This window comes from Streptomyces griseobrunneus (assembly GCF_046713465.1).
Taxonomy (GTDB): Bacteria; Actinomycetota; Actinomycetes; order Streptomycetales; family Streptomycetaceae; genus Streptomyces; species Streptomyces microflavus.
Genome location: NZ_CP177080.1, coordinates 911,843 through 935,550, shown reverse-complemented (window position 1 = coordinate 935,550; position 23,708 = coordinate 911,843). Strand labels below are relative to the sequence as shown.

The 23,708-nt window shown below is 71.5% G+C and carries 19 protein-coding genes, 1 tRNA gene and 4 pseudogenes; 13 read left to right on the top strand and 11 right to left on the bottom strand.

Features of this window, described 5'->3' with window-relative positions; translation table 11 throughout:
* Position 1 precedes the first annotated feature (1 nt).
* A complete protein-coding gene (locus ACK8N7_RS04395; RefSeq protein WP_403210550.1) occupies positions 2-961 on the bottom strand; it encodes an STM4015 family protein in 960 nt (319 codons plus the stop codon).
* Between the two features lie 196 nt (positions 962-1,157).
* Between ACK8N7_RS04395 and ACK8N7_RS04390 the strand changes: the two genes are divergently transcribed.
* Both ACK8N7_RS04390 and ACK8N7_RS04385 read left to right on the top strand, forming a co-directional pair.
* The gene (locus ACK8N7_RS04390) at positions 1,158-1,484 is read left to right on the top strand and encodes a DUF8820 family protein (protein WP_018513243.1); all 327 of its coding nucleotides are present in this window, start codon (positions 1,158-1,160) and stop codon (positions 1,482-1,484) included.
* A gap of 97 nt (positions 1,485-1,581) precedes the next feature.
* Positions 1,582-2,583, top strand: a complete 1,002-nt coding sequence (locus tag ACK8N7_RS04385; RefSeq protein WP_403210552.1) for a DUF6745 domain-containing protein — start codon at positions 1,582-1,584, stop codon at positions 2,581-2,583.
* A gap of 4 nt (positions 2,584-2,587) precedes the next feature.
* On the opposite strand, the gene ACK8N7_RS04380 is transcribed toward ACK8N7_RS04385, so the two are convergent.
* On the bottom strand, positions 2,588-3,199 hold the full coding sequence (locus ACK8N7_RS04380; RefSeq protein WP_031123563.1) for a TetR/AcrR family transcriptional regulator: 612 nt from the start codon (positions 3,197-3,199) through the stop codon (positions 2,588-2,590).
* 172 nt (positions 3,200-3,371) lie between these two features.
* Between ACK8N7_RS04380 and ACK8N7_RS04375 the strand changes: the two genes are divergently transcribed.
* The gene (locus tag ACK8N7_RS04375) at positions 3,372-3,812 is read left to right on the top strand and encodes a PPOX class F420-dependent oxidoreductase (RefSeq protein WP_500441033.1); all 441 of its coding nucleotides are present in this window, start codon (positions 3,372-3,374) and stop codon (positions 3,810-3,812) included.
* A gap of 99 nt (positions 3,813-3,911) precedes the next feature.
* Positions 3,912-5,120 carry an MBL fold metallo-hydrolase gene (locus ACK8N7_RS04370; protein ID WP_500441032.1) on the top strand — a complete coding sequence of 403 codons (1,209 nt, stop codon included), beginning with the start codon at positions 3,912-3,914 and terminating at the stop codon, positions 5,118-5,120.
* Positions 5,121-5,330: 210 nt separating this feature from the next.
* Here ACK8N7_RS04370 and ACK8N7_RS04365 read toward each other — a convergent pair.
* Both ACK8N7_RS04365 and ACK8N7_RS04360 read right to left on the bottom strand, forming a co-directional pair.
* Positions 5,331-6,092: pseudogene (locus ACK8N7_RS04365) on the bottom strand (helix-turn-helix domain-containing protein); the annotation flags it as partial.
* A gap of 165 nt (positions 6,093-6,257) precedes the next feature.
* The gene (locus tag ACK8N7_RS04360) at positions 6,258-7,703 is read right to left on the bottom strand and encodes a glyceraldehyde-3-phosphate dehydrogenase (RefSeq protein WP_403210558.1); all 1,446 of its coding nucleotides are present in this window, start codon (positions 7,701-7,703) and stop codon (positions 6,258-6,260) included.
* A gap of 353 nt (positions 7,704-8,056) precedes the next feature.
* Between ACK8N7_RS04360 and ACK8N7_RS04355 the strand changes: the two genes are divergently transcribed.
* From ACK8N7_RS04355 to ACK8N7_RS04335, 5 genes are read left to right on the top strand one after another with little or no spacing between them, the layout of a single operon-like run.
* Positions 8,057-10,057 carry a sensor histidine kinase gene (locus tag ACK8N7_RS04355; RefSeq protein ID WP_500441031.1) on the top strand — a complete coding sequence of 667 codons (2,001 nt, stop codon included), beginning with the start codon at positions 8,057-8,059 and terminating at the stop codon, positions 10,055-10,057.
* Positions 10,058-10,062: 5 nt separating this feature from the next.
* Positions 10,063-10,497, top strand: a complete 435-nt coding sequence (locus ACK8N7_RS04350) for a roadblock/LC7 domain-containing protein (protein WP_015612730.1) — start codon at positions 10,063-10,065, stop codon at positions 10,495-10,497.
* Between the two features lie 2 nt (positions 10,498-10,499).
* Positions 10,500-10,871, top strand: coding sequence for a DUF742 domain-containing protein (locus ACK8N7_RS04345; protein WP_403210998.1), 372 nt, complete (start codon positions 10,500-10,502; stop codon positions 10,869-10,871).
* Positions 10,849-11,472, top strand: coding sequence for a GTP-binding protein (locus tag ACK8N7_RS04340; RefSeq protein WP_403210562.1), 624 nt, complete (start codon positions 10,849-10,851; stop codon positions 11,470-11,472). The genes ACK8N7_RS04345 and ACK8N7_RS04340 overlap by 23 nt, the downstream gene beginning before the upstream one ends.
* Positions 11,469-12,053: a GAF domain-containing protein gene (locus tag ACK8N7_RS04335; RefSeq protein WP_403210564.1), complete on the top strand. Its 585-nt coding sequence runs from the start codon at positions 11,469-11,471 to the stop codon at positions 12,051-12,053. Before ACK8N7_RS04340 ends, ACK8N7_RS04335 begins: the two co-directional genes overlap by 4 nt.
* A gap of 24 nt (positions 12,054-12,077) precedes the next feature.
* Here the strand turns inward: ACK8N7_RS04335 and ACK8N7_RS04330 are convergent.
* Positions 12,078-12,692, bottom strand: a pseudogene (locus tag ACK8N7_RS04330) (LacI family DNA-binding transcriptional regulator); the annotation flags it as partial.
* Here ACK8N7_RS04330 and ACK8N7_RS04325 point away from each other — a divergent pair.
* Positions 12,691-13,119, top strand: a pseudogene (locus ACK8N7_RS04325) (ABC transporter ATP-binding protein); the annotation flags it as partial. The pseudogenes ACK8N7_RS04330 and ACK8N7_RS04325 sit on opposite strands and share 2 nt — an antisense overlap.
* Positions 13,120-13,309: 190 nt before the next feature.
* On the opposite strand, the gene ACK8N7_RS04320 reads toward ACK8N7_RS04325, so the two are convergent.
* Positions 13,310-14,074 carry a TetR/AcrR family transcriptional regulator gene (locus ACK8N7_RS04320; RefSeq protein WP_500441027.1) on the bottom strand — a complete coding sequence of 255 codons (765 nt, stop codon included), beginning with the start codon at positions 14,072-14,074 and terminating at the stop codon, positions 13,310-13,312.
* 179 nt (positions 14,075-14,253) lie between these two features.
* Between ACK8N7_RS04320 and ACK8N7_RS04315 the strand changes: the two genes are divergently transcribed.
* Positions 14,254-15,204 carry an NAD-dependent epimerase/dehydratase family protein gene (locus ACK8N7_RS04315; RefSeq protein ID WP_403210568.1) on the top strand — a complete coding sequence of 317 codons (951 nt, stop codon included), beginning with the start codon at positions 14,254-14,256 and terminating at the stop codon, positions 15,202-15,204.
* A 128-nt stretch (positions 15,205-15,332) separates the two neighbouring features.
* On the opposite strand, the gene ACK8N7_RS04310 is transcribed toward ACK8N7_RS04315, so the two are convergent.
* Together ACK8N7_RS04310 and ACK8N7_RS04305 are read right to left on the bottom strand one after the other, a co-directional pair.
* The gene (locus tag ACK8N7_RS04310; protein ID WP_500445686.1) at positions 15,333-16,061 is read right to left on the bottom strand and encodes a sugar phosphate isomerase/epimerase family protein; all 729 of its coding nucleotides are present in this window, start codon (positions 16,059-16,061) and stop codon (positions 15,333-15,335) included.
* Between the two features lie 173 nt (positions 16,062-16,234).
* A pseudogene (locus ACK8N7_RS04305) lies at positions 16,235-18,911 on the bottom strand (ThuA domain-containing protein).
* 221 nt (positions 18,912-19,132) lie between these two features.
* Between ACK8N7_RS04305 and ACK8N7_RS04300 the strand changes: the two are divergent.
* Positions 19,133-19,567: an MmcQ/YjbR family DNA-binding protein gene (locus ACK8N7_RS04300; protein ID WP_500441025.1), complete on the top strand. Its 435-nt coding sequence runs from the start codon at positions 19,133-19,135 to the stop codon at positions 19,565-19,567.
* A 162-nt stretch (positions 19,568-19,729) separates the two neighbouring features.
* On the opposite strand, the gene ACK8N7_RS04295 is transcribed toward ACK8N7_RS04300, so the two are convergent.
* Both ACK8N7_RS04295 and ACK8N7_RS04290 read right to left on the bottom strand, forming a co-directional pair.
* Positions 19,730-20,632 carry a transketolase family protein gene (locus tag ACK8N7_RS04295; protein WP_403210572.1) on the bottom strand — a complete coding sequence of 301 codons (903 nt, stop codon included), beginning with the start codon at positions 20,630-20,632 and terminating at the stop codon, positions 19,730-19,732.
* Between the two features lie 65 nt (positions 20,633-20,697).
* Positions 20,698-21,417, bottom strand: coding sequence for a thiamine pyrophosphate-binding protein (locus ACK8N7_RS04290; protein WP_403210574.1), 720 nt, complete (start codon positions 21,415-21,417; stop codon positions 20,698-20,700).
* Positions 21,418-21,544: 127 nt separating this feature from the next.
* Between ACK8N7_RS04290 and ACK8N7_RS04285 the strand changes: the two genes are divergently transcribed.
* Positions 21,545-21,618 (top strand) — tRNA-Pro (locus ACK8N7_RS04285).
* Between the two features lie 427 nt (positions 21,619-22,045).
* Here the strand turns inward: ACK8N7_RS04285 and ACK8N7_RS04280 are convergent.
* On the bottom strand, positions 22,046-23,476 hold the full coding sequence (locus ACK8N7_RS04280; RefSeq protein ID WP_500441022.1) for an endo-1,4-beta-xylanase: 1,431 nt from the start codon (positions 23,474-23,476) through the stop codon (positions 22,046-22,048).
* Positions 23,477-23,708: the final 232 nt, after the last annotated feature.

The window sequence follows — 23,708 nt, the reverse complement described above, 5'->3', positions numbered from 1 at the left end:
CTCACTCCGACACGGCGGTGTAGCGGCCCTCGGCGCCCCGGTCGCCCCACGGCTCGTTCCGCTCGGACAGGTCGACCCGCACCCCGTGCGGCTCCAGGGCCGAGCGGACCCGCTCCTCCATCGCCTCGGTGAGGAAGTGGTGGTGGAGATCGAGCGTGTCGAGATGGGTGAGCGGCTGCCCTTCGAGGAGCGCGGCCGCACCCTCGTCGCCCAGCGTCCCGTTCGACAGGTCGAGGGTCTTGAGCCGGGCGACGACCGGGGCCGATGCGACGGCGGCCGCGATCTCGTTCTGCACCTCGCTGTTGCGCAGGCCCAGGTGGCGGAGGCGGGGGAAGCGGGTGCCGGAGAGCAGCGGCGCGAGGTCCGCCACATCGGTGTCGCCACCGTAGGCCGACACGCCGAGCCAGAGGTCGAGCCGCTCCAGGGCGGGCAGTTCGCTGTCCAGCACCCCGCGGACCACCTGGACGGGCAGGCCGCCCGCCTGGATGGTCAGCGCCCGCAGCCGTTCGTGCTTCACCGGCGGGAACACCAGGTCGGTGCCGCCCCGCGCCCCGAACTCCGTCAGCGCGGGGAACGCGGCCAGCAGGGCCGTGACGTCCGACTGCTCGATCCAGGTGATCTCGGCCTGCTCCGCCTCCAGATCCCCGACGAACACCGCCTCCAGCGAGGTCAGCCGGTCGGCGGCGGCGATCACCAGGCCGATGGGCACGGCGGAGTTCTCGTCGTACGCCTCGCCCCACTGGCCGATGATCAGCGCCCGGACCCCGGCCGGGTCGACCGCGCCCAGGAAGTCGGCGAACTCCTGCTCCCAGGGCCGGTCCCGGTCGTCGTCGCCGTACGGCTCCACGGAGATGCGCCAGGCCACATCATCGGCGGCGGGCCGGTCGGCCGGATCGTCCTTGAGCTGGAAGTCGACGGCCGGAAGGCCGCCGAACGCTTGCAGATGCTCCGCACCGTACATCGCACTGAACTCCTGGTCCTGGGGACGGCTGATGTCCGCAAGGTTTATCAAGCCGCACTGACAACGCCGCGACCGGGACGGCTCCGAGGCCGCCGGCACTCTCCGAGCCTGCGGGGGAGGGCCCGTTGTCAGACCCTGCCCGTAGCGTTTTTCCCATGGCCGGCACAGCGGGTGCCGCGATCGAGGGGAGACGTCTGTGTACCGGCAGGGCGATGTACTGATCGTGGCGCTGGAGGAGTCGGCCGTGCCCGCCCCCTTCCTCAAGGCCTCGGGCGAACTGCGCGACGGGCGGGGGCGTCTGGTGCTCGCGCTTGGGGAGGTGACCGGGCACGCGCACGCCGTGCAGGGGCCCGGCCGACTGATCCGGGAGGCGGGACCGTTCGGCCCGATGCTGCTCCATCTCCCCGAGGGCGGGCGGGTGGTGCACGAGGAGCACGCCACGATCGCCCTGCCGCAGGGCTGGTTCCGGGTGGTGCGCCAGCGGGAGTACGCGCCCGGCGCGATCCGCATCGTCGCGGACTGACCGGGACCGGAGCCGCCGGCCGCCTGCGGCCGCCACGGCGGACCACCCGCACAGAAGACAGACATCAGACCGAGCACAACAGGGGACGGGACAACCGATGCAGCACGTGAATTCCTGGCGGGACGTGGCGGCGGCGACCGGCGCGGCGGACCGGGCGGCCGCCGAGGAGGGCGTGCGGCGCGCCTACCGCACCGCCGGCCTCGCCGAGCCCGAGCGGATCGTCTGGGCCCAATCGCCCCGGGCCGCCGTCCAAGCCGTCGGGAAGCTGGCCGACGCCGGACGCTCGGTGCGCGAAGAGGTCCGCACCCGGCCGTGGGCCGAGGAGCGCCGCCGGATGTACGACGAGCTGGGCCCGGCGGGCTGGTCCGCTCTCTGGTCCGCCACGGGGGCCCAGCTGTGGGAGACCACGGCCGCGCTCGCCGAGCGCATACGGTCGGGGGTCGTCGCCGATCTGGCGGCGCGGCCGGAGGACGAGGGCGCGGTGCGGCTGGTGCTGCTCGACGCGGTGCTCGGGCAGCACGACGCCGCCTGGCTGGCAGCCTTCGACGGGCGCGGCGACCGCCTCACCGGCCTGGCCGAGGTCGCCCGGAACGCCGGCTGGTGGTGGCCGTACGAGAGGGCCGTCGTGATCAGCGAGCGGCCCGAGGTCCTGCACCGCGACGAGGCGGGCAGGCTCGACCACGGGGAAGGGGCGGCCCTCGCCTACCGGGACGGGTTCGCCCTCCACGCGTGGCGCGGCATGCCGGTGCCCGCCGCGTTCCTGGCGGAGCTGGCGACCCTCACCCCGCAGCGCATACGGGAGGAGGAGAACGCGGAGCTGCGCCGCGTGATGCTGGAGTACTACGGCTACGACCGCTATCTCACGGAGTCGGGGGCCGAGCCCGTCCACCGCGACGAGACGGGCATCCTCTGGCGCATCGCGCTCGACGGGGACGAGGACGTGGTGATGGTCGAGGTGGTCAACTCCACCCCGGAGCCGGACGGCACGCACCGCACCTACTGGCTCCGCGTACCGCCCGCGACGCGGACCGCCAAGGACGGGGTCGCCTGGACGTTCGGGCTGGACGGCGCCGCCTACGCCCCGGTGCGCCAGACCTGAGGAGTCAGCCGGTCAGCGCGGCGTGGTCGATGCCCAGCTCGCGGGCGAGCGCGTCGTCGGTCCAGCGCAGCATCGTGGCCCGGGAGAGCGGACCCGCGTACGACGTCATCTGCACGGCCAGGCCGTCCAGCAGGGCGGTCAGCCGCCAGGCCGCCGACTCCGGGTCGTCGCACCGGAACTCACCGGCGGCGGCGCCCTCCTCGATGACCTCGGCCAGCTCCGCCTTCCACCGCTGGTCGAGGTCGCCCGCCACCTCGCGCAGGGCCGGCTCCCGCAGGGAGGCCGCCCAGCCCTCGATCCACAGCCGCCACCCCTTGGCCTGCCCGGTCGGCGCGTACCACCGCACCGCGGCCCGCAGCCGCCGCACGGCGGACGTGCGGCGGGCCAGCAGCTTCCGCAGATGGGCGAGGTCGGCCTCGGCCGCGTACGCGAAGGCGGCGGCGACCAGCTTCTCCTTGGTCGAGAAGTGGTAGAGGACCAGGGCGTTGCTCACCCCCAGCGCGGACGCCACATCGGCGATCCGCACGGAGGAGGCCCCACGGATCTCGATCTGTTCGACCGTCGCCCTCAACAGCTCCTCGCGCCGCTCCGCCACGTTCAACCGGACTCTTGCCACCCGACCACCCTAGTCAATGTTCCGGTCACTGCCGGTCACCGAAATTCCTGCCCTCACCGACATGACGCGACGGAGGCCGCCGGTGTGACACCCCCAGGGGCCTGACGTCACCCTGCCGCCTGCCGGGCTGCCGGGCCGGAATCCTCGGGGCGGCAAGCACGTTGGACTCTGCATGACGTCATTCGAACCGGCACAGGAAGCGCTGCTCAGCCTCGTCGGCGAGCACGACGGGGGAGTGCTGGTCACTCTGAAACAGGACGGGCGCCCCCAGCTGTCCAACGTCAACCACGCCTACTACCCGGACGAGCAGGCGATCCGGGTATCGGTCACCGAGGGCCGGGCGAAGACCCGCAACCTGCGGCGGGACCCCCGCGCGAGCTACCACGTCACCAGTGACGACCGCTGGGCCTGGACCGTCGTGGACGGCACCGCCGAGCTGACCCCGCCAGCCGCCGAACGGGACGACGCCACGGTGGAGGCCCTTGTCGCGCTCTACCGCGACGTCCGCGGTGAGCACCCGGACTGGGAGGACTACCGACGGGTCATGGTCCAGGACCGCAGAGTGGTGCTCACCCTGCGCATCGAGCACGTCTACGGGCAGCCACGTGGCTGAACCCCCACCGAACGGCCTCTCCTCCGTTCAGCATCCTCTTCTCGCCCTGTCGGACAGTCCGACGATAATGAGACGACACCGACTCCCCCAGGAGATGTTGTGACCGGCGCCGACTACTTTGTTCCCTTCCGTACGAAAATGCGTTCGATGCGCTCCGAGCCCTTCGGGGCCGATCCCGCGGGAGCGCGGATGCAGCGCATCCTCAGCTCGCCGAACTTCGCCGACGGGGTGTTCCAGAACCCGTTGGGTGCCCGGACCAGACCGTCCGGTTCCACGCTGGAATTCGCCAAGATCTACTTCCAGAAGGAGCAGCGGCTCCGCAGGGCTCCGGCAGGCACCGTCCCGGTCCATGCCACGACCATCGCCGATCTGGCCGCACCGCCCGCCACGGGGCTTCGGCTGACCTGGATGGGTCACTCCAGCGTCCTCGCCGAGATCGACGGCCGCCGCGTTCTGTTCGACCCGGTCTGGGGTGAGCGGTGTTCCCCGTTCCCCTTCGCCGGACCCAAGCGCCTGCACCCGGTGCCGGTGCCGCTGGCCACGCTCGGCCCCGTCGACGTGGTGGTGATCTCCCACGACCACTACGACCACCTCGACCTGCCGACGATCCGCGCGCTGGCGGGCACGGACACCGTCTTCGCCGTGCCGCTCGGGGTCGGTGCCCATCTGGAGCGCTGGGGAGTGGCTCCCGACCGGCTGCGCGAACTCGACTGGAACGAGACCGCGAAGGTCAACGGGATCAGCCTCACCGCCACCCCCGCGCGCCACTTCTGCGGCCGTGGCCTGCGCAACAACCAGCACACCCTGTGGGCCTCCTGGGCCGTCTCCGGCCCGGAGCACCGGATCTACCACAGCGGGGACACCGGCTACTTCCCCGGATTCCGCGACATCGGCGCGGAGCACGGCCCATTCGACGCCACGATGATCCAGATCGGCGCCTACTCGGAGTACTGGCCGGACATCCACATGACCCCCGCCGAGGGGATGCGCGCCCACCTGGACCTCCAGGGCGGACGCCCGCACGGTGTGATGGTGCCGATCCACTGGGGCACCTTCAACCTGGCCCCGCACGCCTGGGCCGAGCCCGCCGAGTGGACGAAGGACGCCGCGGAGGAGGCCGAGCAGCCGGTGGCGTTCCCCCGGCCGGGCGAACCCTTCGAACCTGCCGGAACGCTCCCGGTGGAGCCCTGGTGGCGCGCGGTCTCCGTCCCGATGGCCGCCCCGCAGTGGCGTACGGCGACACCGGACGCGGTTCCGGGCGGCGCACCGGTCGCGCGGCGGGACCTCGATGTGGCGGGCGAGCGGTGACGAAGGGGAAGCGGTGACGAAGGGGATGGGGGAGCGGGCCCTCCGGGCGCTCGCTCCCCCTCCCGGCCCTTGGGAGAAGTGCTGGCCGCTCCCGGTCGGTGCGGGCTTGCGGGCCGGCTCGCGCTCATCGGTCGGCGCGGGCGGCATGGGGGAGGCTCCGCCGGCCGAGGTGCGGGTCTCCTTGCCCCTGATCACCCCGCAGGCCCGCGCGGAAGCCGGGTAGGGCGCCTCGACCATGGGGGAGTAGGTGTCGTTCTCATACGTCACCGAGCGCTCGTTGCGGGCTCCTCGGGTGCCCTCCACCCTGGCCGTGTCGTCGGCATGGGCGTCGGTGATACGGGCCCAGGCGGCCCGGCAGCGGGGGCTGTAGCGCAGTTCGATGTAAGTGCGGTCCGACCAGGTCGCGGCGGCCGTCCAGGCCCCGATGTGGCAGCCCATCCGCTGGGAATCCTTGTCCCGGCATTCGAATTCCAGACACAGGGGTTCACCCTGTGCTTTTCCCTGGTTCTGCCCCACGGCGTCGGCTCCCCCGAATATCCAGCCACCGATCAGTATTCCGGCCACCAGCGCCATGCATGCGGAAACCGCGGAGACGAGGGTCACTCTCGTGCGGGACGCCCCGCCCGGCGGGACGGGCTCGGCCGAGCCCTCGTGCTGTGGGGCCCCGGGCGGTAAGTCCTCGCCGGGAGCAGCTGTTTCCGGCCCGAGCGGGGCGCTCCGGGCTCCGGGTCTCCGGCCGTCCTGCTCCCGCTCGCGCTGGATCAGCAGAGCGGTCGCGGGGACCCCGACAGCCGTCGCGAATTCGGTGACCGCCGTTGCCGGCGGCAGCGCCTTGCCGTTGAGGTAACGCTCCCAGGAGGACCGGCTGCAGGAGGTGCGTTCGGCCAATGCGCTGAGGGTCAGGCCGCGGCGCATGCGCAGGGAACGTAACTGCGCTGATAGGGAACCGCGATCTCCGCGCAATTCATCCATATCATGCCTGCCTGTCATGAAATTGGGCTTCCTTGCGCTCAGGAATGCTGCGGACACAGCTCCCGTTCTTTCCCGGCCGGCGGTCGAACACGAGCGGGCCGGCACCCCGGTGTACGGGGGTGCCGGCCCGCTGGGCCGTGCGGTGGTGCCGTTCCTTGTGCCGGGTCAGACCGCCGGGGCCGGGTACGTCGGGTACTCCACGCCGGAGACGTGCTGGACGACCCGGATGACCTGGCACGAGTAGCCGAACTCGTTGTCGTACCAGAGGTAGAGGATCGCGTTGTCGCCGTCGACCTTGGTGGCGCCCGCGTCGACGATCGAGGCGTGGCGCGAGCCGATGAAGTCGCTGGAGACCGCGTCGGGTGCGCTGATGAAGTCGATCTGGCGCTTGAGCGGGGAGGCCAGCGACACGTTGCGGAGGTAGTCGAGGACCTCCTCACGGGTGGTCTCGCGCGCCAGCCGCAGGCTCAGGATCGCGATCGAGACGTCCGGCACCGGGACGCGGATGGAGCTGCCGGTGATCGGGGCGTCCAGGTCGGGCAGGGCCTTGGCCACGGCGGACGCGGCGCCGGTCTCGGTGATGACCATGTTGAGCGCCGCCGAGCGGCCGCGCCGGTCGGAGCTGTGGTAATTGTCCAGCAGGTTCTGGTCGTTGGTGTACGAGTGGACGGTCTCCACGTGGCCGCGCAGAACGCCGTACTCGTCCGCCATCGCCTTGAGCGGCGGGACGATCGCGTTGGTTGTGCAGGACGCGCAGGACAGGATCTGCTCGTCGTCCTTGATCGTGTCGTGGTTGACCCCGTGGACGATGTTGGGGACGTCGCCCTTGCCCGGGGCGGTCAGGACCACCTTGGCGATGCCGGGGCGCAGGTGGTTCGAGAGCCCCTCGCGGTCGCGCCACCTGCCGGTGTTGTCGATCAGGATGGCGTCCTTGATCCCGTACTCGGTGTAGTCCACCGACGTCGGGTCGTCCGAGTAGATCACCTTGATCTCGTTGCCGTTGGCGATGATCTTGCTGTTCGCCTCGTCGACGGTGATCGTGCCCGAGAACTGGCCGTGGATCGAGTCGCGCCGCAGCAGTGAGGCGCGCTTGACGATGTCCTGGCCGGAGGCCTTGCGTACGACGATGGCGCGGAGCCGCAGCCCGTTGCCGGAACCGGCCTTCTCGATGAGGAGGCGGGCGATGAGGCGGCCGATGCGGCCGAAGCCGTAGAGGACGACATCGCGCGACTCGCGGCGGTCGATCTTGTTTGCGCCGGTCGCCCCGGCGACGGCCTCGGCGGTGAAGTCCTCCACCGTCAGGCCGCGGTCGTCGGCGCGGTACGTCGCGGCCAGCATGCCTATGTCGATCTGGGCGGGGCCGAGGTCCAGCGTCGTCAGGGCCCGCAGGAACGGCATCGTCTCGGTGACGGACAGCTCCTCACCGGCGATCTGCCGGGCGAAGCGGTGGGTCTTGAGGATGCTGACCACCGACTTGTTCACCAGGGAGCGGCTGTGCAGCAGGACGTTCACGTCCTGCTCACGGTGCAGCTTCCCGATGATCGGGATCATCGACTCCGCGATCTCCTCGCGGTGCATCCAGTTGGTGAACGAGTCGTCATTGACAGTCACGTGTTTATCTTTCGAGCTAGGCGGCGCTCATATGGTAGCCGCCCCGGTCTGCTCATCATTCAGGTGGTCCCGCCCGGAGAGTCAGGGGCGGACGCACCGGTGTCGATGCGGCGTAATCGGGCGCCCGTGCGAGAGGTCATACCAGAGCGGGACGGATGGCGGGCAAGTTCGACAACTGCCCGTCGCGCACAGGTCGATGGCGACTACCGTGTGTGCTCGGTGATCAACGGGGGGCTCCTGGATGTCGGGTCGGCCCGACCGATGACCCGGACCCCGACCGACCACCGTAGGTGCCACCGCATGAACGCCGACAGGAACGCCGATTCCTGGTGCCCCCTGTACCGAGGACGCTGATGTCTCAACTTCGCGCACCCGCCGCGCGACCGGACCGCCGCGAGGGCGGGCGGCACGGCCGCCCCGGCGCGCGCGCCCACTCGGCCACGAGCAGGCCGCGCGCAGCCCAGCCCTCCCCCGAGGGCCGTATACGCCCCCAGTTGCTGCGCACCGCACTGCTTCCCACCATCGCCGCCCTGCTCAGCGGCGCGGCAGCCGTCATCTTCACCATCCGCGACGGCGCCGTCGACCCCTCCCCGAGCCTCTGGGCCGCGCTCGGCGGATCGGCCGCCCTGGCCGTCGCCGCCGTCGCGGCCGCTTACCTCGGCGCCCACCGCGTGGCCGGCGCCGTGCTCGACCGCGCGCTGACGCTCCGCCGCGCCAGCGCCCAGGGCCAGGCCGAACTCCAGCGGGTGGTGGAGCAGCTCCGCGCCGGGGAACCCGTCGGTCCGCGGCGCCCCCCGCCGCCGCCCACCCCCGACGGCGACGCCTTCGACCTCCTCGCCCAGGAGCTGGGGCGCGCCCAGGACGCCGCGGTCACCGCCGTCGTCCAGGCGTCCCAGCTCTTCAGCTCCACGGGCAACGAACAGAAGGTCGAGGTCTTCGTCAACCTCGCCCGGCGACTGCAATCCCTCGTCCACCGCGAGATCCAGATCCTCGACGAGCTGGAGCACGAGGTCGAGGACCCCGACCTGCTCAAGGGCCTCTTCCACGTCGACCACCTGGCCACCCGCATCCGCCGCCACGCGGAGAACCTCGCCGTCCTCGGCGGGGCCGTCTCCCGGCGCCAGTGGAGCAACCCGGTCACCATGACCGAGGTGCTGCGCTCGGCCATCGCGGAGGTCGAGCAGTACCCCCGGGTCAAGCTGGTCCCGCCGATGGACGGCACCCTGCGCGGCCACGCCGTCGCCGACGTGATCCACCTGCTGGCCGAACTGGTCGAGAACGCCACGGTGTTCTCCGCCCCGCACACCCAGGTGCTGCTGCGCGTCCAGCGCGTCACCGCCGGGCTCGCGCTGGAGGTGGAGGACCGAGGCCTCGGGATGCCGGACCACGAGCAGAACCGGATGAACGCCCTGCTCTCCGACCCCGACCAGGTCAACGTCGCCCACCTGCTCCAGGACGGCCGGATCGGCCTGTTCGTCGTCTCGGCCCTGGCCCGCCGCCACGGCATCGCGGTCCGCCTGCAGAGCAACATCTACGGCGGCACCCAAGCGGTCCTCGTCCTGCCGCAGACCCTCCTCGGGACCGACCCCGACACCGCGGCCCCGCCCGGCACCGCCCCCGTACCGCCGCCCGGAGCCGTACACCGGCCACCCGCCGACGACGGGCCACCGGCCCCGCCCGCACCGCCCCAGGTTCAGGCGGTCCGGCCGTCGGCCGTCCCCGCCTCCCCCGCCCAGGCGCCCGCCGGCCACCCGCGCGACGCCCAGGCCCCGGGTTCGCACGCACATGCCGCGCCGGAGAGCCGTCCGCCGCAGCCCCGTGACGAGGCCCCACCCCTCCCGCTGCGCGCCGAACGGGCCGACCGGCCCGCACCGGCCGCGTCCGCCCCCGACCGGCCCGCACCGGCCGCGTCCGCCCCCGACCGGCCCGCACCGGCCGCCTTCGTGCCCGAGCGGGTCGACCGGCCCGCACCGCCCGCGGCCCGCCCCGAACTGCCCAAGCGGGCCAACCAGGAACACCTCGTCCCGCAACTCCGCGAAGCGCCCGCCCCCCGGGTCGAGGACGAGCACGCCCTGCACGACCCGGGCCTCATGGCCGCCTTCCGGCGGGGTGTCGACCTCGCCGAGGCCCAGACCGCCGAGGAGGAGGGGACCGGCACCGGATACGGCGGTGCCACCCCCGCGCCGACCGCGCTCGACGCCCCCCTGGAGACCCTCGCCCCCCTCCCCGTACGCGGAGCCGGACAAGCGGCCGGAGCGCCCGCGCCCATCGGCCGCCCGCAGACCGGGCACGACCCCTTCCTGCCGGGCCACGCCGTGCCGGAACCCCGTAAAGACACGACTTTCAAGGAGTAGACACGATGGCGAGCGACATGCAGGCCGGCCAGGTCTCGGACCTGGACTGGCTGCTGAGCGGACTGGTCCAACGCGTGCCCTACACGCGCAGCGCGGTGCTGCTCTCGGCCGACGGGCTGGTGAAATCCGTCCACGGCATGGACCCCGACAGCGCCGACCACATGGCCGCCCTGGCCGCCGGGCTGTACTCGCTGGGCCGCAGCGCCGGCGCCCGCTTCGGCGACAACGGCGATGTCCGGCAGGTGGTCGTCGAACTCGACTCCACGCTCCTGTTCGTCTCCACCGCCGGATCCGGCACCTGTCTCGCTGTCCTGGCCGGACGTGAGGCGGACGCCGCGGTGCTCGGCTACGAGATGGCGATGCTGGTCAAGAGCGTCCGCCCGTATCTGATGACCCCGCTGCGGCAGCCGGCCGGGGCGCCCTTCACCTCGGGGCTGTGAGGATGCCGGCCCCGCAGGACGGGCCCCTGCTCGACGACGCGGCCGGCCGGCTGATCCGCCCGTACACCGTCAGCAACGGCCGCACCCGGCCGTCCACCGGATTCGATCTGCTCTCCCTGGTCATGGCCACGGGCATCCAGCCCGACATCCACCTCGGCCCCGAACACACCGTGGCCCTCGGACTGTGCGACGGGCCCATGTCCGTCGCCGAGATCGCCGCACACCTCCGGCTGCCCGCGGTCGTCACCAAGGTCCTCCTCTCGGACCTGGTCGACTGCGGCGCGGTCACCGCGCACGCCCCCGCTTTCCATGACACACCCACCGACCGATCCCTGCTGGAGGCAGTGCTCGATGGTTTACGACGACAGCTCTGACCGCACCGGAACCACCGAGTTCTTCCCCGTGGCCCTCAAGGTCCTGGTCGCGGGCGGCTTCGGCGTCGGCAAGACGACCTTCGTCGGCGCGGTCAGCGAAATCGCTCCGCTGAGCACCGAGGAACTGCTGACCCAGGTCAGTGTGGGGACCGACAACCTGGAGGGCGTCGAGTCCAAGACGGCCACCACCGTCGCCATGGACTTCGGCCGCATCACCCTCTCCGAGCAGCACGTCCTCTATCTGTTCGGGACGCCGGGCCAGGAGCGGTTCTGGTTCATGTGGGACGAGCTCTCCCAGGGCGCGCTCGGAGCCGTGGTGCTCGCCGACACCCGGCGGCTGGCGGAGTGCTTCGCCGCCGTGGACTTCTTCGAGCGGCGCGGCATCGGATTCATCGTCGCGGTCAACGAGTTCGACGGCGCCTACCGCTACGAGCCCGACGAGGTGCGCTCCGCACTCGACCTCGGACCCGAGGTGCCCGTCGTGCTGTGCGACGCCCGGATCGCCAGCTCCAGTACCGGGGCGCTGGTCACCCTCGTACAGCACCTCATCAACGCCACCTCGCCTCCCGCTCCGCTCCAGGCCTTCGGAGCCCACCAGTGACGTCCTTCGCCACCGGCCGGATGCTGCTGACCCCCGCCGACCGGGACGGCCCGGCCCGGTCGGAGCGGCTGCGGAGGCTGGACCTCGGTGAACGCCCCGACGCCTCGTTCGACGACTTCGACGCCTTCGCCGACAAGGTCGCCGAAGTGACCTCATCACCCTTCTCGATGGTCAACTTCATCGACGAGAACCGGCAGTTCTTCGCCGGGCTGCACACCCCGGCGGGCAACCGCGGCGGCCAGGACCTCGGGGCGGCCGCGGCGGGCAGCAACCGCAGCGCCCGCTACATGGCCCGCGACCACGGCTACTGCCCGCACGTCGTCGTGCGGCGCAAGGCGCTCGTCCTGGACGACGTCTGCGACTACCCGCGGTTCGCGGGCAATCCGGTGGTCGACGAGATAGGCGTCCGCTCCTATCTCGGCGCGCCGCTCATCGACCGCACGGGCATCGCCCTGGGGACCGTCTGCGCCGTCGACACCGTGCCGCGCCCCTGGGGCCGCGCCGGTCTCGACACCATCAAGTCCCTCGCCCAGGAACTCGTCCTGCAGATCGACCACCGGGAGGGCTACCACCGTCCCTGACCGGCCCGTCGGGCCGAGGATTCCTCAACTCCCGGGCGGCGCGGCCGTGCTGCCCCGCAGCACCACCTCCCCGTCGATCCGCACCACCCGGGACCGGGCCGCCGCCGACGGTGCGCGCAGGGCCAGGGCGATCACGCGCTCGCCCATCTCGGTGAGCGGCAGCGCCACCGTGGACAGCGGCGGCGACAACTCCCGTACGAGGGGGATGTCGTCGAACCCCGCCAGCGACATGTCCTCCGGGACCCGCACCCCCGCCTCGCGCAGCGCGTCCAGCGCACCGACCGCCATCACATCGGTCACCGCGAAGAGGCAGGTCGGCCGGGGGCCTTCGGCCGCCAGCAACCGCCGCGCCGCCAGATGCCCGCCCTCCCGGGTGAACGCCCCCCGCACCACCCGGCCGAGACCGATGCCCGCCCCGGCGAGACCCTCGCGGAACCCCGCCAACCGGGCGGCCACCGTGGTCAGTTCGGGCGGCCCGGTCAGTACGGCGAACTCCCGGTGCCCGAGCGCCACCAGCGCCCGCGCGAGCTCCGCCGCCCCGGCCCGGTTCTCCGGCTGCACGGTGTCCACCCGCAGCGACCGGTGCCGGCTGACCACCACCACCCGGCCGCCCGCGCGGACATACGGATTCAGCTCGGCCGACGACCTGATCCGGATGACCGGCCTGACCGGTTTCGAGGACGCCTACCCGCACGAGCTCTCCGGCGGGATGCAGCAACGGGTCGCGCTCTGCCGGGCGTTGCTGCACGAGCCGCCGGTCCTGCTCATGGATGAGCCGTTCGGCGCGCTCGACGCCCTGACCCGCGAGCAGATGAACACCGAGTTGAACCGGATCTGGCGGTCCACCGGTACCACGGTCCTGCTGGTCACCCACTCGATCTCGGAGGCCGTCTATCTGGCCGACCGGGTGGTGGTGATGAGCCCGCGGCCAGGCACCATCACGGAGATCATCGAGGTGGGGCTGCCCGCCGAGCGCGACTACGCCGAGACCCTGGGGCGCCCGGAGTTCCGCGCGGCCACGGCGCACATCCGCGACCTGCTGGGGGCGGTGTCGGCGCAGGAGTGAGGGGCGGCGGGGGAGGCTGCCGTACGGGGGCGGCCTCACCGCGTCCGTCACTCCGGGCTTTACGCCCTCCTGTGCCCGTTCCTCACCGCGTCCGTCACTCCGGGCCTTCACGCCGTCCTGCGCCCGTCCCTCACCGCGTCCTTCGCGCAGTCCTTCACGCCGCCCCTCACCACGTCCTTGACGCCCTCCCTCACTCCAGCCCGAAGGCGTCCGCCAGCAGCTCCATCTGGGCGCCCAACAGCGTGCCGCCCCGGTGCGCCATCCCGGCGAACTGGCCGGCCACCTCCAGACTCACCGAGCCGTGCAGCTGCGCCCAGGCCAGCACGGCGCCCGCCAGGGCATGCGCGGCCGCGGCGGTCGCCGCGCCGCCGGTCTCCGTGCCCTCTGTGGCCTCCGTGACCTCTGCGGCTTCCGGGGCGTACCGGGCCACCCACGCCCTCACCGATTCCTCCGCCGTGAGCCAGGCCGTCATCTCGTTCACCGTGGCGGCCACCGCAGGCCCGGGGTTCCCGGTGGCGAAGAGCGGCAGGAAGGGGCCCAGCACCGCGCGGGCCCGTTCCAGCGTGTCCGGCGGGGCCACATAGCCGGGCGCCGGGGTGCCCTGGAGCAGCAGGTAGCGGTGGGGTTCGGCGACGGCCCAGGCGCGGTACGCCTCGGCCAGGTGGTGCAGCTGTGCGCGGACGCCCTGGGAGCCTTTCGCCGAGCGGGCCGCCGCCCGTGCCATCGCGGCGGCGGCATCGTCGTACGCGTCCCTGATCAGGGCGTCGAGCAGATCGTCCCGTCCGGCGAAGTAGCGGTAGAGAGCAGGGCCGGAGAGGCCCATCTCCTTGGCGATCCGGGTCAGTGCGAGGGCGGTGCCGCCGCCTTCCGCGAGCTGCCGCAGCGCCAGGTCCTTGATCTCCGCGCGGGTCTGTTCCCGGTACCGGGCGCGCGGTCCCTGCTGGGCCCGTTCCATCACGGTCCCCTCTCGCCGACCGTACTCACTTCTGTTACAGAGTCTAACAAGCGCTATTGCGATGATCTGTCGCACGAGTTATGGTCTCTAACATAAGTGACTAGCCATTCCGATGGTGCGGCGGCGACGCGGCGCGACAGGTCGGAGTGGCCGGCCGGCCGATCCCGAAGGGGCACACCATGACCACCGCACCCGCTCTGCACACCGTCCTCGGCTCCGGGCCCGCCGGTACGACGCTGGCCACGGAGCTGGTCCGCCGCGGCCACCCGGTCCGGCTCGTCGACCGGTCGGGCAGCGGCCCGGCGATCGAGGGCGTCGAGCGGTACGCCGCCGATGTCGCCACCCCCGAGGGCGCCCGCGCGGCCGTGGCCGGAGCCGCCGTCGTGTACCACTGCGTCAACGTGGGATATCACCTCCAGGTGGAGGTGATGCCGAAGATCCAGGAGGCGGTCCTCGGTGCGGCCGAGCAGGAGGGCGCCCGGCTCGTCGTCCTGGACACGCTCTACCCGTACGGCGAGACGCGCGGCGCGGTGATGACCGAGGACTCCCCGTGGAACGCGACCACCCGCAAGGGCCGTATGCGCGCCGAGCTCGACGCCCGCTACCTCGCCGCCCACCGCGGAGGCCGGCTGCCCGTGGTCCTCGGACGCTCCGCCGACTTCGTCGGCCCCGGGGTCCTCAGCTCCACGCTCGGGGGCGCCGTCTTCCCCGCCGCCCTCACCGGGCAGCCGGTGCCCGCGCTCGGCGACATCGACCTGCCGCACAGCTACACATACATCGGGGACGTCGCCGCCGGGCTCGCCACGCTGGGGGAGCACCCGGAAGGCGACGGCCGCGTCTGGCACCTGCCGACCGCCCCCGCGCGCACCACCCGCCAGGTCCTCGCCCTCGTCGAGGAGCGCATCGGCCGCCCGCTGGAGCTGACCGTGATCGCCGAACCCCGCCCCTTCGGCCCCTTCGACGAGGCCTTCATGGCGGAGTACGCGGAGATGTTCTACCAGCACACGGAGGCGCAGATCGTCGACTCCTCGGCCATCGAGCGGGAGTTCGGGCTCACCCCCACCCCGTTGGAGGAAGCCGTCGACGCCACCCTCGGCTGGTACGGCGAACTCCTCGCCGCGCACCACTGAAGACGGCCCGGACCGCCGTGTACTACTGGGCGCGCACTACTGGGCACGGCCGGCCCCCGGCCCCTCTCGCGGCCCGGCCCAGGGTAGGAACCGCACACCCGGGGCCGGACCACCGCACGCACCACCCCTCAGTAGCGCAGCCGCGACAGATACCGGTAGCCGGCCCGAGCCGAGGCGAACGGATCGGCCGGAGCGTCATGCTCCACCAGCCACTGCCGCACCCCGCCCTGGCGCCTGGTGTCGAACATTTTCGGGAAGTCCAGCACCCCCGAACCGACGTCCGCGAATTCCCCGTTCGGCGCCATGTCCTTCACATGGAGCGCCGGGAACCGCCCGGGATGCCGCACGAACAGCTCGCCCGGGGCGGAGGAGCCGCCCTTGGCCGCCCAGTACAGATCCAGCTCGAACCCGACCAGCTCCGGATCGGTCTCGGCGAGCAGGATGTCGTACAGGCTGACCCCGTCCACCACCTCGTGGTCGCCGCCATGGTTGTGGTACAGCAGCTTCAGCCCGGACTCCCGGGCGGCGAGCCCCGCCCGGTTGAACTGCCCTGCCACTTCCCGGTATCCGGCGGGGGAGTGGAGTGGACCGGGCAGGCTCGGCACCACGATCCACCGGCCGCCGAGGGTATGGACGTCCTCCAGTGCCTGCGGCAGCCCGGAGCCGGTCACGATGTCGTAGCCGACGTGCTCCAGGACCGCCTTCAGCCGGACCCGGACCAGCATCTGCCGTATCGCGGAAGGGGAGTTGCCGTGCCTTCCGCTCACTCCGACCGTCGCGTATCCGATCTCGGCGAGCTGCTCCAGCGTCCCGGCGAAGTCCACCGCGAGTGGCGTCCGCATCGTGTACAGATGCATCCCGATCCCGGACGGCGGGACGCGCCGGCAGCCCCGCCGTCCGGCCGCCGAAGCCGTCGATGCCTCCGAGGCCGCCGAGGCCGGTGCCGCGCCGATGCCCGTGCCGGCGGCGGCCGCACCCAGCGCCGTACCGAGAAAGGCTCTCCGTGTGCTGATCACGCTTTCTCCGCCTCTCACTTCACGTCGACGCGCACGGCACCGGTGCTCGTGTCGCCCTTGTTGTCGGTGACCGTCAGGTGCGCGGTGTAGACGCCCTTGCGGTCGTACCTGTGCGTCGCTGTCGCACCTTCGGGCCCGGTCGGCTTCACGCTGTCGCCGAAGTCCCAGTGGTACGAGGAGATCGTCCGGTCCTCCGCCGGCTCGACCGTGCTGCTCAGTGCGACGGTCAACGGGGCTGCACCGGAGGCAGGTTGTGCCTTCAGCGTCACCTCCGTACCGCCCGCCTTCTCCACGCCCGGCCCGTTGAAGTGCAGCCAGTCGACCGAGAGCAGGTCGGCCTTGCCGGTGTTCCACTCCGGGTTGGTGAAGACGGCGTACTGCTCTGTCGTGCCACCCGGATCCTTGAGCTCCGTCGTCGGCGAGATCGGCCTCTCCCAGCAGCCGGTGTTCGGAACGGTCACCGACCGAGCAACTCGCCGGTGGGGGAGCCGGCCCGGAACTCCACCGTGCCGCCGAGCCCGCCGGACGACGCGCCGACCGTGACGGAGCCGACCCCCTTCAGGTTCACCGGATCGAAGGTGACCCAGTCGCCGTCCTCGATCTCGATCAGCTGCTTCCCGCCCGATGTGTCCGTCCGACTCCCCACCTCGGCACCGCCGTTGCCACCACCGGTCGCGGTGAAGTGCTCGGCCTCGCGGTAGGAGGTGCGCAGGGTCAGGGAAGTGGAGCCGGTCAGTGCAGGAGCGCCGGGAGCGCCCTTGTCCTCGTACTGGGCGGTGATCCCGTAGTAGAGGTTCTGTCCCGGCCCGTGGCTGTCCCCCGCATCCGTGGCGATCTCACCTGTGCAGCCGGTGTAGTTGTCCAGCGGATGCAGATGGGTGTCATGGCCGAGCTGCGACTGCACCACGACCCGCGAGCAGTCGATCGGACCGCTCTGCCCGTCCTCCTCGTCGGTCACCTCCACCGTGAAGGGAATCGTGTCGCCGAAGTTGAACGTCCCCCCGTCCAAGGGCTGTTGGATGGTCACCTCGGGCCGGGTGTTGCCCACGGTGATGTCCTGCACCGCCAGCGCTGTCAGCTCGTCGGGCCCGGTGACGGTCAGCCGGGCTGTGTGGAGCCCCTTCGTGGTGTAGGTGTGCGAGGGGTTGGCCTCGGTCGAGTCCGTGGTGCCATCCCCGTCGAAGTCCCAGTCATAGCCGACAGGTTGATCACCGGGCAGGCCCGATCCCTCGCTGGAGAACTCCACCGTGAGCGGGGCGGGGCCGCTGTCCCGGTCGACGGAGAGCTTGGCGTCGGGCAGCCGGCCGTCACCGACGTAGTCGATCCGGTAGATACCGGCCCCCTCGTTGCTGCCACCCCGCCCGGTCCCGCTGCCGAGCCCGAAGTCGATGACGTACAACGCCCCGTCGGGACCGAAGTCCGCGTCGAAGGGCTGGTTCCACTCCATGTCCTCGAAGATGCCGTTGATCGAGTGGAGGTCACCCGCCTCCACCGGGTCGAACCGGGGATCGGTGAAGGTCTGGTCCTCCTCCTGGAACGAGAAGGTCTTGAACCACCGCCGGGTCAACTCGTACTGGAACGCCTTCCCTTCGAAGTGCTGCGGGAACTTGGTGCGGTAGGTGTTGTCCGGGTCGTAGTCGTAGACGGGACCGCCCATGGGCCCGCCGCCTCCCGTACCCAGCTCCGGGAACTCGGCCGAGGCGGAGTACGCGTACCAGACCGTGGCGGGCTGGGCGGGCGGCAGCTCACGCAGGCCGGTGTTGTTCGGCGAGTCGTTGACCGGCGCCGCGCAGTCGAACTTCGGGCCGGACTTCTTCGCCGCGAAGTCGTAGTCGTTGAAAGGGGTGTTGTTCCCGCCTCAGTACGGCCACCCGAAGTTCCCCGCCTCGGTGATACGGGTGTACTCGACGGTCCCCTCGGGCCCCCGGTCCGCCACCGCTGCCCGTGCGTCGGGGCCGTAGTCCGCGACCATCAGCGCGCCGCTGCGCGGATCGGAGGTGATCCTGAACGGGTTGCGCATGCCCATCGCGTAGATTTCCGCGCGCGTCCTCTCCGTGCCCGGGGCGAACAGGTTCCCCTCCGGAACGGTGTACGTCCCGTCGTCCTGCGGGGTGATCCGCAGGACCTTGCCGCGCAGGTCGTTGGTGTTGCCCGCGGTCATCTGCGCGTCCCAGGCGCGCCGCCCCTCGCCCTCGTCGATGGGCGTGAAGCCGTCCGAGGCGAACGGGTCGGTGTTGTCACCCGTCGCCGCGTACTGCGGCCGCGGCGTGCACGCCCACCCAGCCGCCGCCCGCGCGGATGAACCGCTGGAACGCCGACCGCTCGTCGGCGGTCAGCAAGTCGCCTTTCTCCGGCGTGGAGTTGGTGTTGTTGAAGACGACGGCCTGGAAGCGGCCGAGGTCGGCGTCGTTGAAGACCGCGGAGTCATCGGTGGCCTCCACCTCGAAGCCGTGCTCGGCCCCGAGCTTCTTCACCGCCCCGATTCCGGCCGGAAGGGAGTCATGGGTGAAGTTGGTGACCTCGGAGTAGACGAGCATCCGGTACGGGGCCGCCGCCTGCGCCACAAAAAGGCGGCGCGGCCACCAGCAGGGCGAGGACCAGCGCCAGGAGCGAGGTGACGGCGATGAGGGGGGACGGGGCGCCGGGGGATCGGCCGACGCGGCCGGCCCGGCGTGACGAACGGCGTTTCATGGGGCGCTCCCTGTGCGGTGGATGCCGACTGCGGGGTGCAGAAAGCGCTTTCTGAAGTACGCCGTTCAGGGCAGGTTAACCGCTCCGACGGGGTCAATGGGTCTGCGGGGCCCGTCGGTCCGGGTGCGCCGGGGGTTCCGGCCGGGGGTGGATGTCAGTCCCGGGCGTTACGGTCGAATCCCGGCAACGGCCGCCGGGGTCCACCCGATCGGAGAGCCGGGATGACCGCAGGAAGCCCGAGAAGCCCGAGAAGCCCCAGAAGTCCCCGGAGCAAGGCCACCACCTCCACCCTCACCGCCGCTGACGTCCGCTCGGCCGCGCTGTCCCTGCCCGACACCACCGAGAAGCTCGCGTGGGGGCAGCCCACCTTCCGGGTGGCGGGCAAGATCTTCGCCTCACTGGGCGACGACGAAACGGCGATGGGGGTGAAGTGCCCCAAGGAGGACCGCGCGGAGCTGATCGCCGCCGAGCCGGAGAAGTTCTTCCTCAAGGAGGGGCACGACGACCACTACGCCTGGATGCGGGTCCGGCTGGCCGCACTGGAGGACGCCGGGGAGCTGGCCGCCATCCTCGCCGACTCCTGGCGGCAGGTGGCCCCGCGCCTGCTGCAGGCGGAGCATCCGGAGCCGGAGGGGCCGGGGGAGGGGGAGGGGTGAGGGGTTGCGCGTCGCCGGGGGCGTCGGGCGGCGATCGGGGAGGCGCTGCCCGGTGGGTGCGGGGCGGACGCCGCCCGGGCCCCGTCCGGCGGGCCCGTCCGGCGGTACAGGGCGGTCCGCCCGGCGGGCGCTACTGCGGGCCCTTCCGGCCCGTCCGGCGACTCAGGCCCGCAGAAACCCGGTGATCCGCTCCCGCAGACCCTGCGGGTCGAGCCCGTGTGCCGCCAGGTGCTCGTCCATCCGCCCGTACCGCCGCAGCTCGGCGCGCCCCACCCCGAGGCCGAGGACCCGATGCGGCAGCTCCATGAGCGCCTCGTTCGCCGGGGCCGTCGACGTGCCCGCCAGATAGGGCTCCACGATCACCACGTCGGCGCCCGGACCCGCCCCGACGGCACGGCGCAGGCCCGCCGCGTCGAACGGCCGCACGGTCGTCGCGTACAGCACGCTCACATCCAGCCCCTCGGTGGCCGCGAGCACATTGTCGAGCATCGGGCCGACCGCGACGACGGTCCCGCCCCGCCCTTCGCGGACCACGGAGAACCCGGCGCCGACGCCCACCGGCCGCGCTTCCCGGTTCGCCTGGAGCGAGAGGCGTACGTACACGCGGTCGTCCCCGTCCACCGCCTTCCGCAACAGCGCCTCGGCCTCGTCGGGGTGGCCCGGCACATGGACCGTCCAGCCGTCGAGCGTGTCCAGGAGCGCCACATCGCCCGGTGCCATATGGGTGAAGCCCCCGGCGGGCCAGTCGTAGGAGCCCCCGGCGCTGACCAGGATCCCGCCGGCCCCCTGATGTCCGAAGTCCAGCTTGACCTGCTCGAAGGGCCGCTCCACCAGGAAGCTCGCGAAGGTGTGCACGATCGGCCGCATCCCGGTCAGGGCCATCCCCGCTCCGGCCCCGATCAGCAGCTGCTCCCTGATGCCGACGTTGATCACCCGGTCCGGGTGGGCCCGCCGGGCCGGTGCGAAGCCGTCGGCGCTGATGTCGGCGAGCACGACGGCCAGCCGGGGCTCCTCGCCCAGGAGCTGTGAGGTGGTGGCGATGAAGCGGTCACGCATGGTGTCCATGAAGGGGTCCTCCTGAGAATCCGCCGGTGACGGACCGGCCTGAGCTGGGTTTACGGGGGTCGGGGTCAGCGCTTGGGCTCGACCCGGGCGACCACGACCCGGGGCCGGCCGGGGTGGGGAGCGGTGAACGCCGCGTACAGGGATTCGTGGTCGCGGCCGTCCACCGTCGCCGCCGACCACCCGGCCGCCTCGAACCGGGAGGCGATGCCACCGGGCCAGCCATGGGTGGCGGAGGCGTTGTCGATCACGAGGGTGTGCAGCTGTTCGAGACCGGCCGGGCCGGCATGGGCGATGGCCTCGTGATTGCTGCCCTCGTCCAGCTCGGCATCGCCGACCAGCACCCACACCCGGGGGTCGGTGAGCCCCTGGGCCCGCAGCCCGAGGACGGTCCCGACGGCCAGCGGCAGTCCGTGCCCCAACGAGCCGCTGCCGATCTCCGCCCCCGGCACGAGCAGCCGGTCCGGGTGGTGGCCCAGCGGTGAGCCGTACGTCCCGAAGCCGCGCAGCACCTCCTCGTCGAAGAACCCGTGGGCCGCCAGGACGGCGTAGTACGCCATGGGGCCGTGCCCTTTGGAGAGCAGGAAGCGGTCCCGCCCGGGATCGTCGGCGGTGGCGGGCGTCACGCGCAGAACCCTGTCGTAGAGCACCCACAACGCGTCCATCGTGGAATGCGCGGCGGGGGCGTGCTTCTCGGCGCCGGTCATCAGGCTGATCAGGCGGCCGAGGTCGTGGAAGTCAGGAGAGTGGCGGAGGCCGCGTACCGGGGCGGCGGTCGTGTTCGTCATGACACCGAGCGTTCAACATCAACCAAGGTTGAGGTCAAGCCGGGAAAGCGGTTCGTGACCACCTGCTCAAGTGCGGTATTGTTCTCATGCGCGTTCAGCCAGGGGAAACCCCAGGTCAGACGGGCACCGGGACGTGGCGCAGCTTGGTAGCGCACTTGACTGGGGGTCAAGGGGTCGCAGGTTCAAATCCTGTCGTCCCGACTGGAGACAGTCGCAGATCAGGGCCGGTTTCGGAGCAATACGAAACCGGCCCTTGATCATTTTTGGGGACCAGTTGGGGACCGGCGTCCTTGACCGAGTCAGCGAGTCATTACTTTGGGGCTCGGCGGTGAGAGTGGTGCGCCGCACGTTGAAGTGGGCAGAGAGCGCCGCCCCGGCAGCCGTGATCTTGTGGACGTCCGGGTGAAAGCACTGCTGGTTGGACCCGTCGTGGTCGGCCCCTCGCCGGTGTCCACCGTCGCGGGTTCGGCGGGCGCCGGATTCAGCGCGGGGCTGATACCCGTTCCCGGCGGTCGCCGCCACCACGGCGGCGACCCCCAGGACCATCAATGTTGTCTTCCTGGAGTGGGCGGGAGAATCCGCACTGTCGGCCCGCACGGTGTCGCCCGCTCGTCGATGGCAGCTCCCATCAGGTGCGGGTCCAGCGTTGGTTGCTGCCGTTCGAGCAGGAGTAGAGCTGGATCAGGGTTCCGTTGCCAGTTCCGTTGCCGACGGCGTCGAGGCAGAGGCCGGACTGCACGCCGACGATGGAGCCGTTGGAGTCGAGGCGCCATTTCTGGTTGTCGCCGCCCCAGCAGCTGTAGATCTGGACTTTGGCTCCGTTGCCGGTCCCGGCGGCGTCCAGACACTTGTTGCCGTAGACCCGGAGCTCGCCTGCTGCGGTGGAAGTCCACCGTTGGCTGGTGCTGCTGTTGCAGTCCCACAGCTGTAGCTGCGTGCCGTCGGTGGTGCTGGAGTTCGGCACGTCCAGGCACCGGCCTGAACCGACGCCCTTGATCCCTCCGGAACCGGTCGGGGGTGTGGACGAGCCGCCGTTGAGCGCGTCGAGGACGGAGGTGTAGGCGGCCTTCTTGCTGCCGTCGTTGTTGAACAGCAGCGGCGTGTGATCCGGCCGCCAGGAGTCGCTGTCGCGCACGCCCCAGATGGTGATGCCGAGACAGCGCGGGACGGCCAGGCAGTCGTTGGTCACGCTGGCGTAGGTCGAGGCCGGGGCGCCCTGGATGTCGAGTTCGGTGATGGCCACGTCCACGCCGAGGGCGGCGAAGTTCTGGAGGGTGGTGCGGAAGTTGCTGTTGTAGGGACTGCCGCTGTTGAAGTGCGACTGGAAGCCGACGCAGTCGATCGGCACGCCGCGCTGCTTGAAGTCCCGGACCATGGCGTACATGGCCTGGGTCTTGGCCCAGGTCCAGTCCTCGACGTTGTAGTCGTTGTAGCAGAGCTTGGCCGCCGGGTCGGCGGCGCGCGCGGTGCGGAAGGCGACCTCGATCCAGTCGTTGCCGGTGCGCTGCAGGTTGGAGTCCCGCCGGGCGCCCGAGCTGCTGTCGGCGAAAGCCTCGTTCACGACGTCCCACTGGGCTATCTTGCCCTTGTAGTGGGCCATCACGCCGTTGATGTGGTCATTCATCGCCTGGCGCAGGGTGCTGCCGCTGAGGCTCTGCATCCAGCCGGGCTGCTGGGAGTGCCAGGCCAGGGTGTGGCCGCGCACCTGCTTGCCGTTCTGCACCGCCCAGTTGTAGACGCGGTCGGCGGCGGTGAAGTTGAACTGGCCCCGCTGCGGTTCGGTGGCGTCGATCTTCATCTCGTTCTCGGCCGTCACCGAGTTGAACTCACGGCCGGCGATCGTCGTGTACGCCGAGTCGCTCAACTTGCCCGAGGCGATGGCGGTGCCGAAGTACCGGCCGTTCTGCGCCGCCGCCGCGCCGAGCGTGTTCTCGGCGGCGTGCGAGGTCGGCGGGGCCACCAGCATGGTGACCACGCCGAGGACGCCGACGACCAGCGCTAACAGCAGGCTGCGGATCTTCGGTCGGACAGCGGTTCTGGGAAGGGCATACGAGCCCATGACTGTGCCTCCTAGGTAGAAATCACGGAAGGGCCGACAGCGCAGGGGGTGCGTCGGCCGCGCCCATTCGACGGGCTGACGGACGGACGGACCGTCGGACGGGCCGACGGGGCGGGCCGGAGCCCGGGCAGCACGGAACCACCGAACACCGCGGTCATGGCAGGGGATGATTCTCGAGACAGGTCACGGGGGCTCCATCGGGGTTCAGCCGGGGGTCATGGCCACCAAGCCG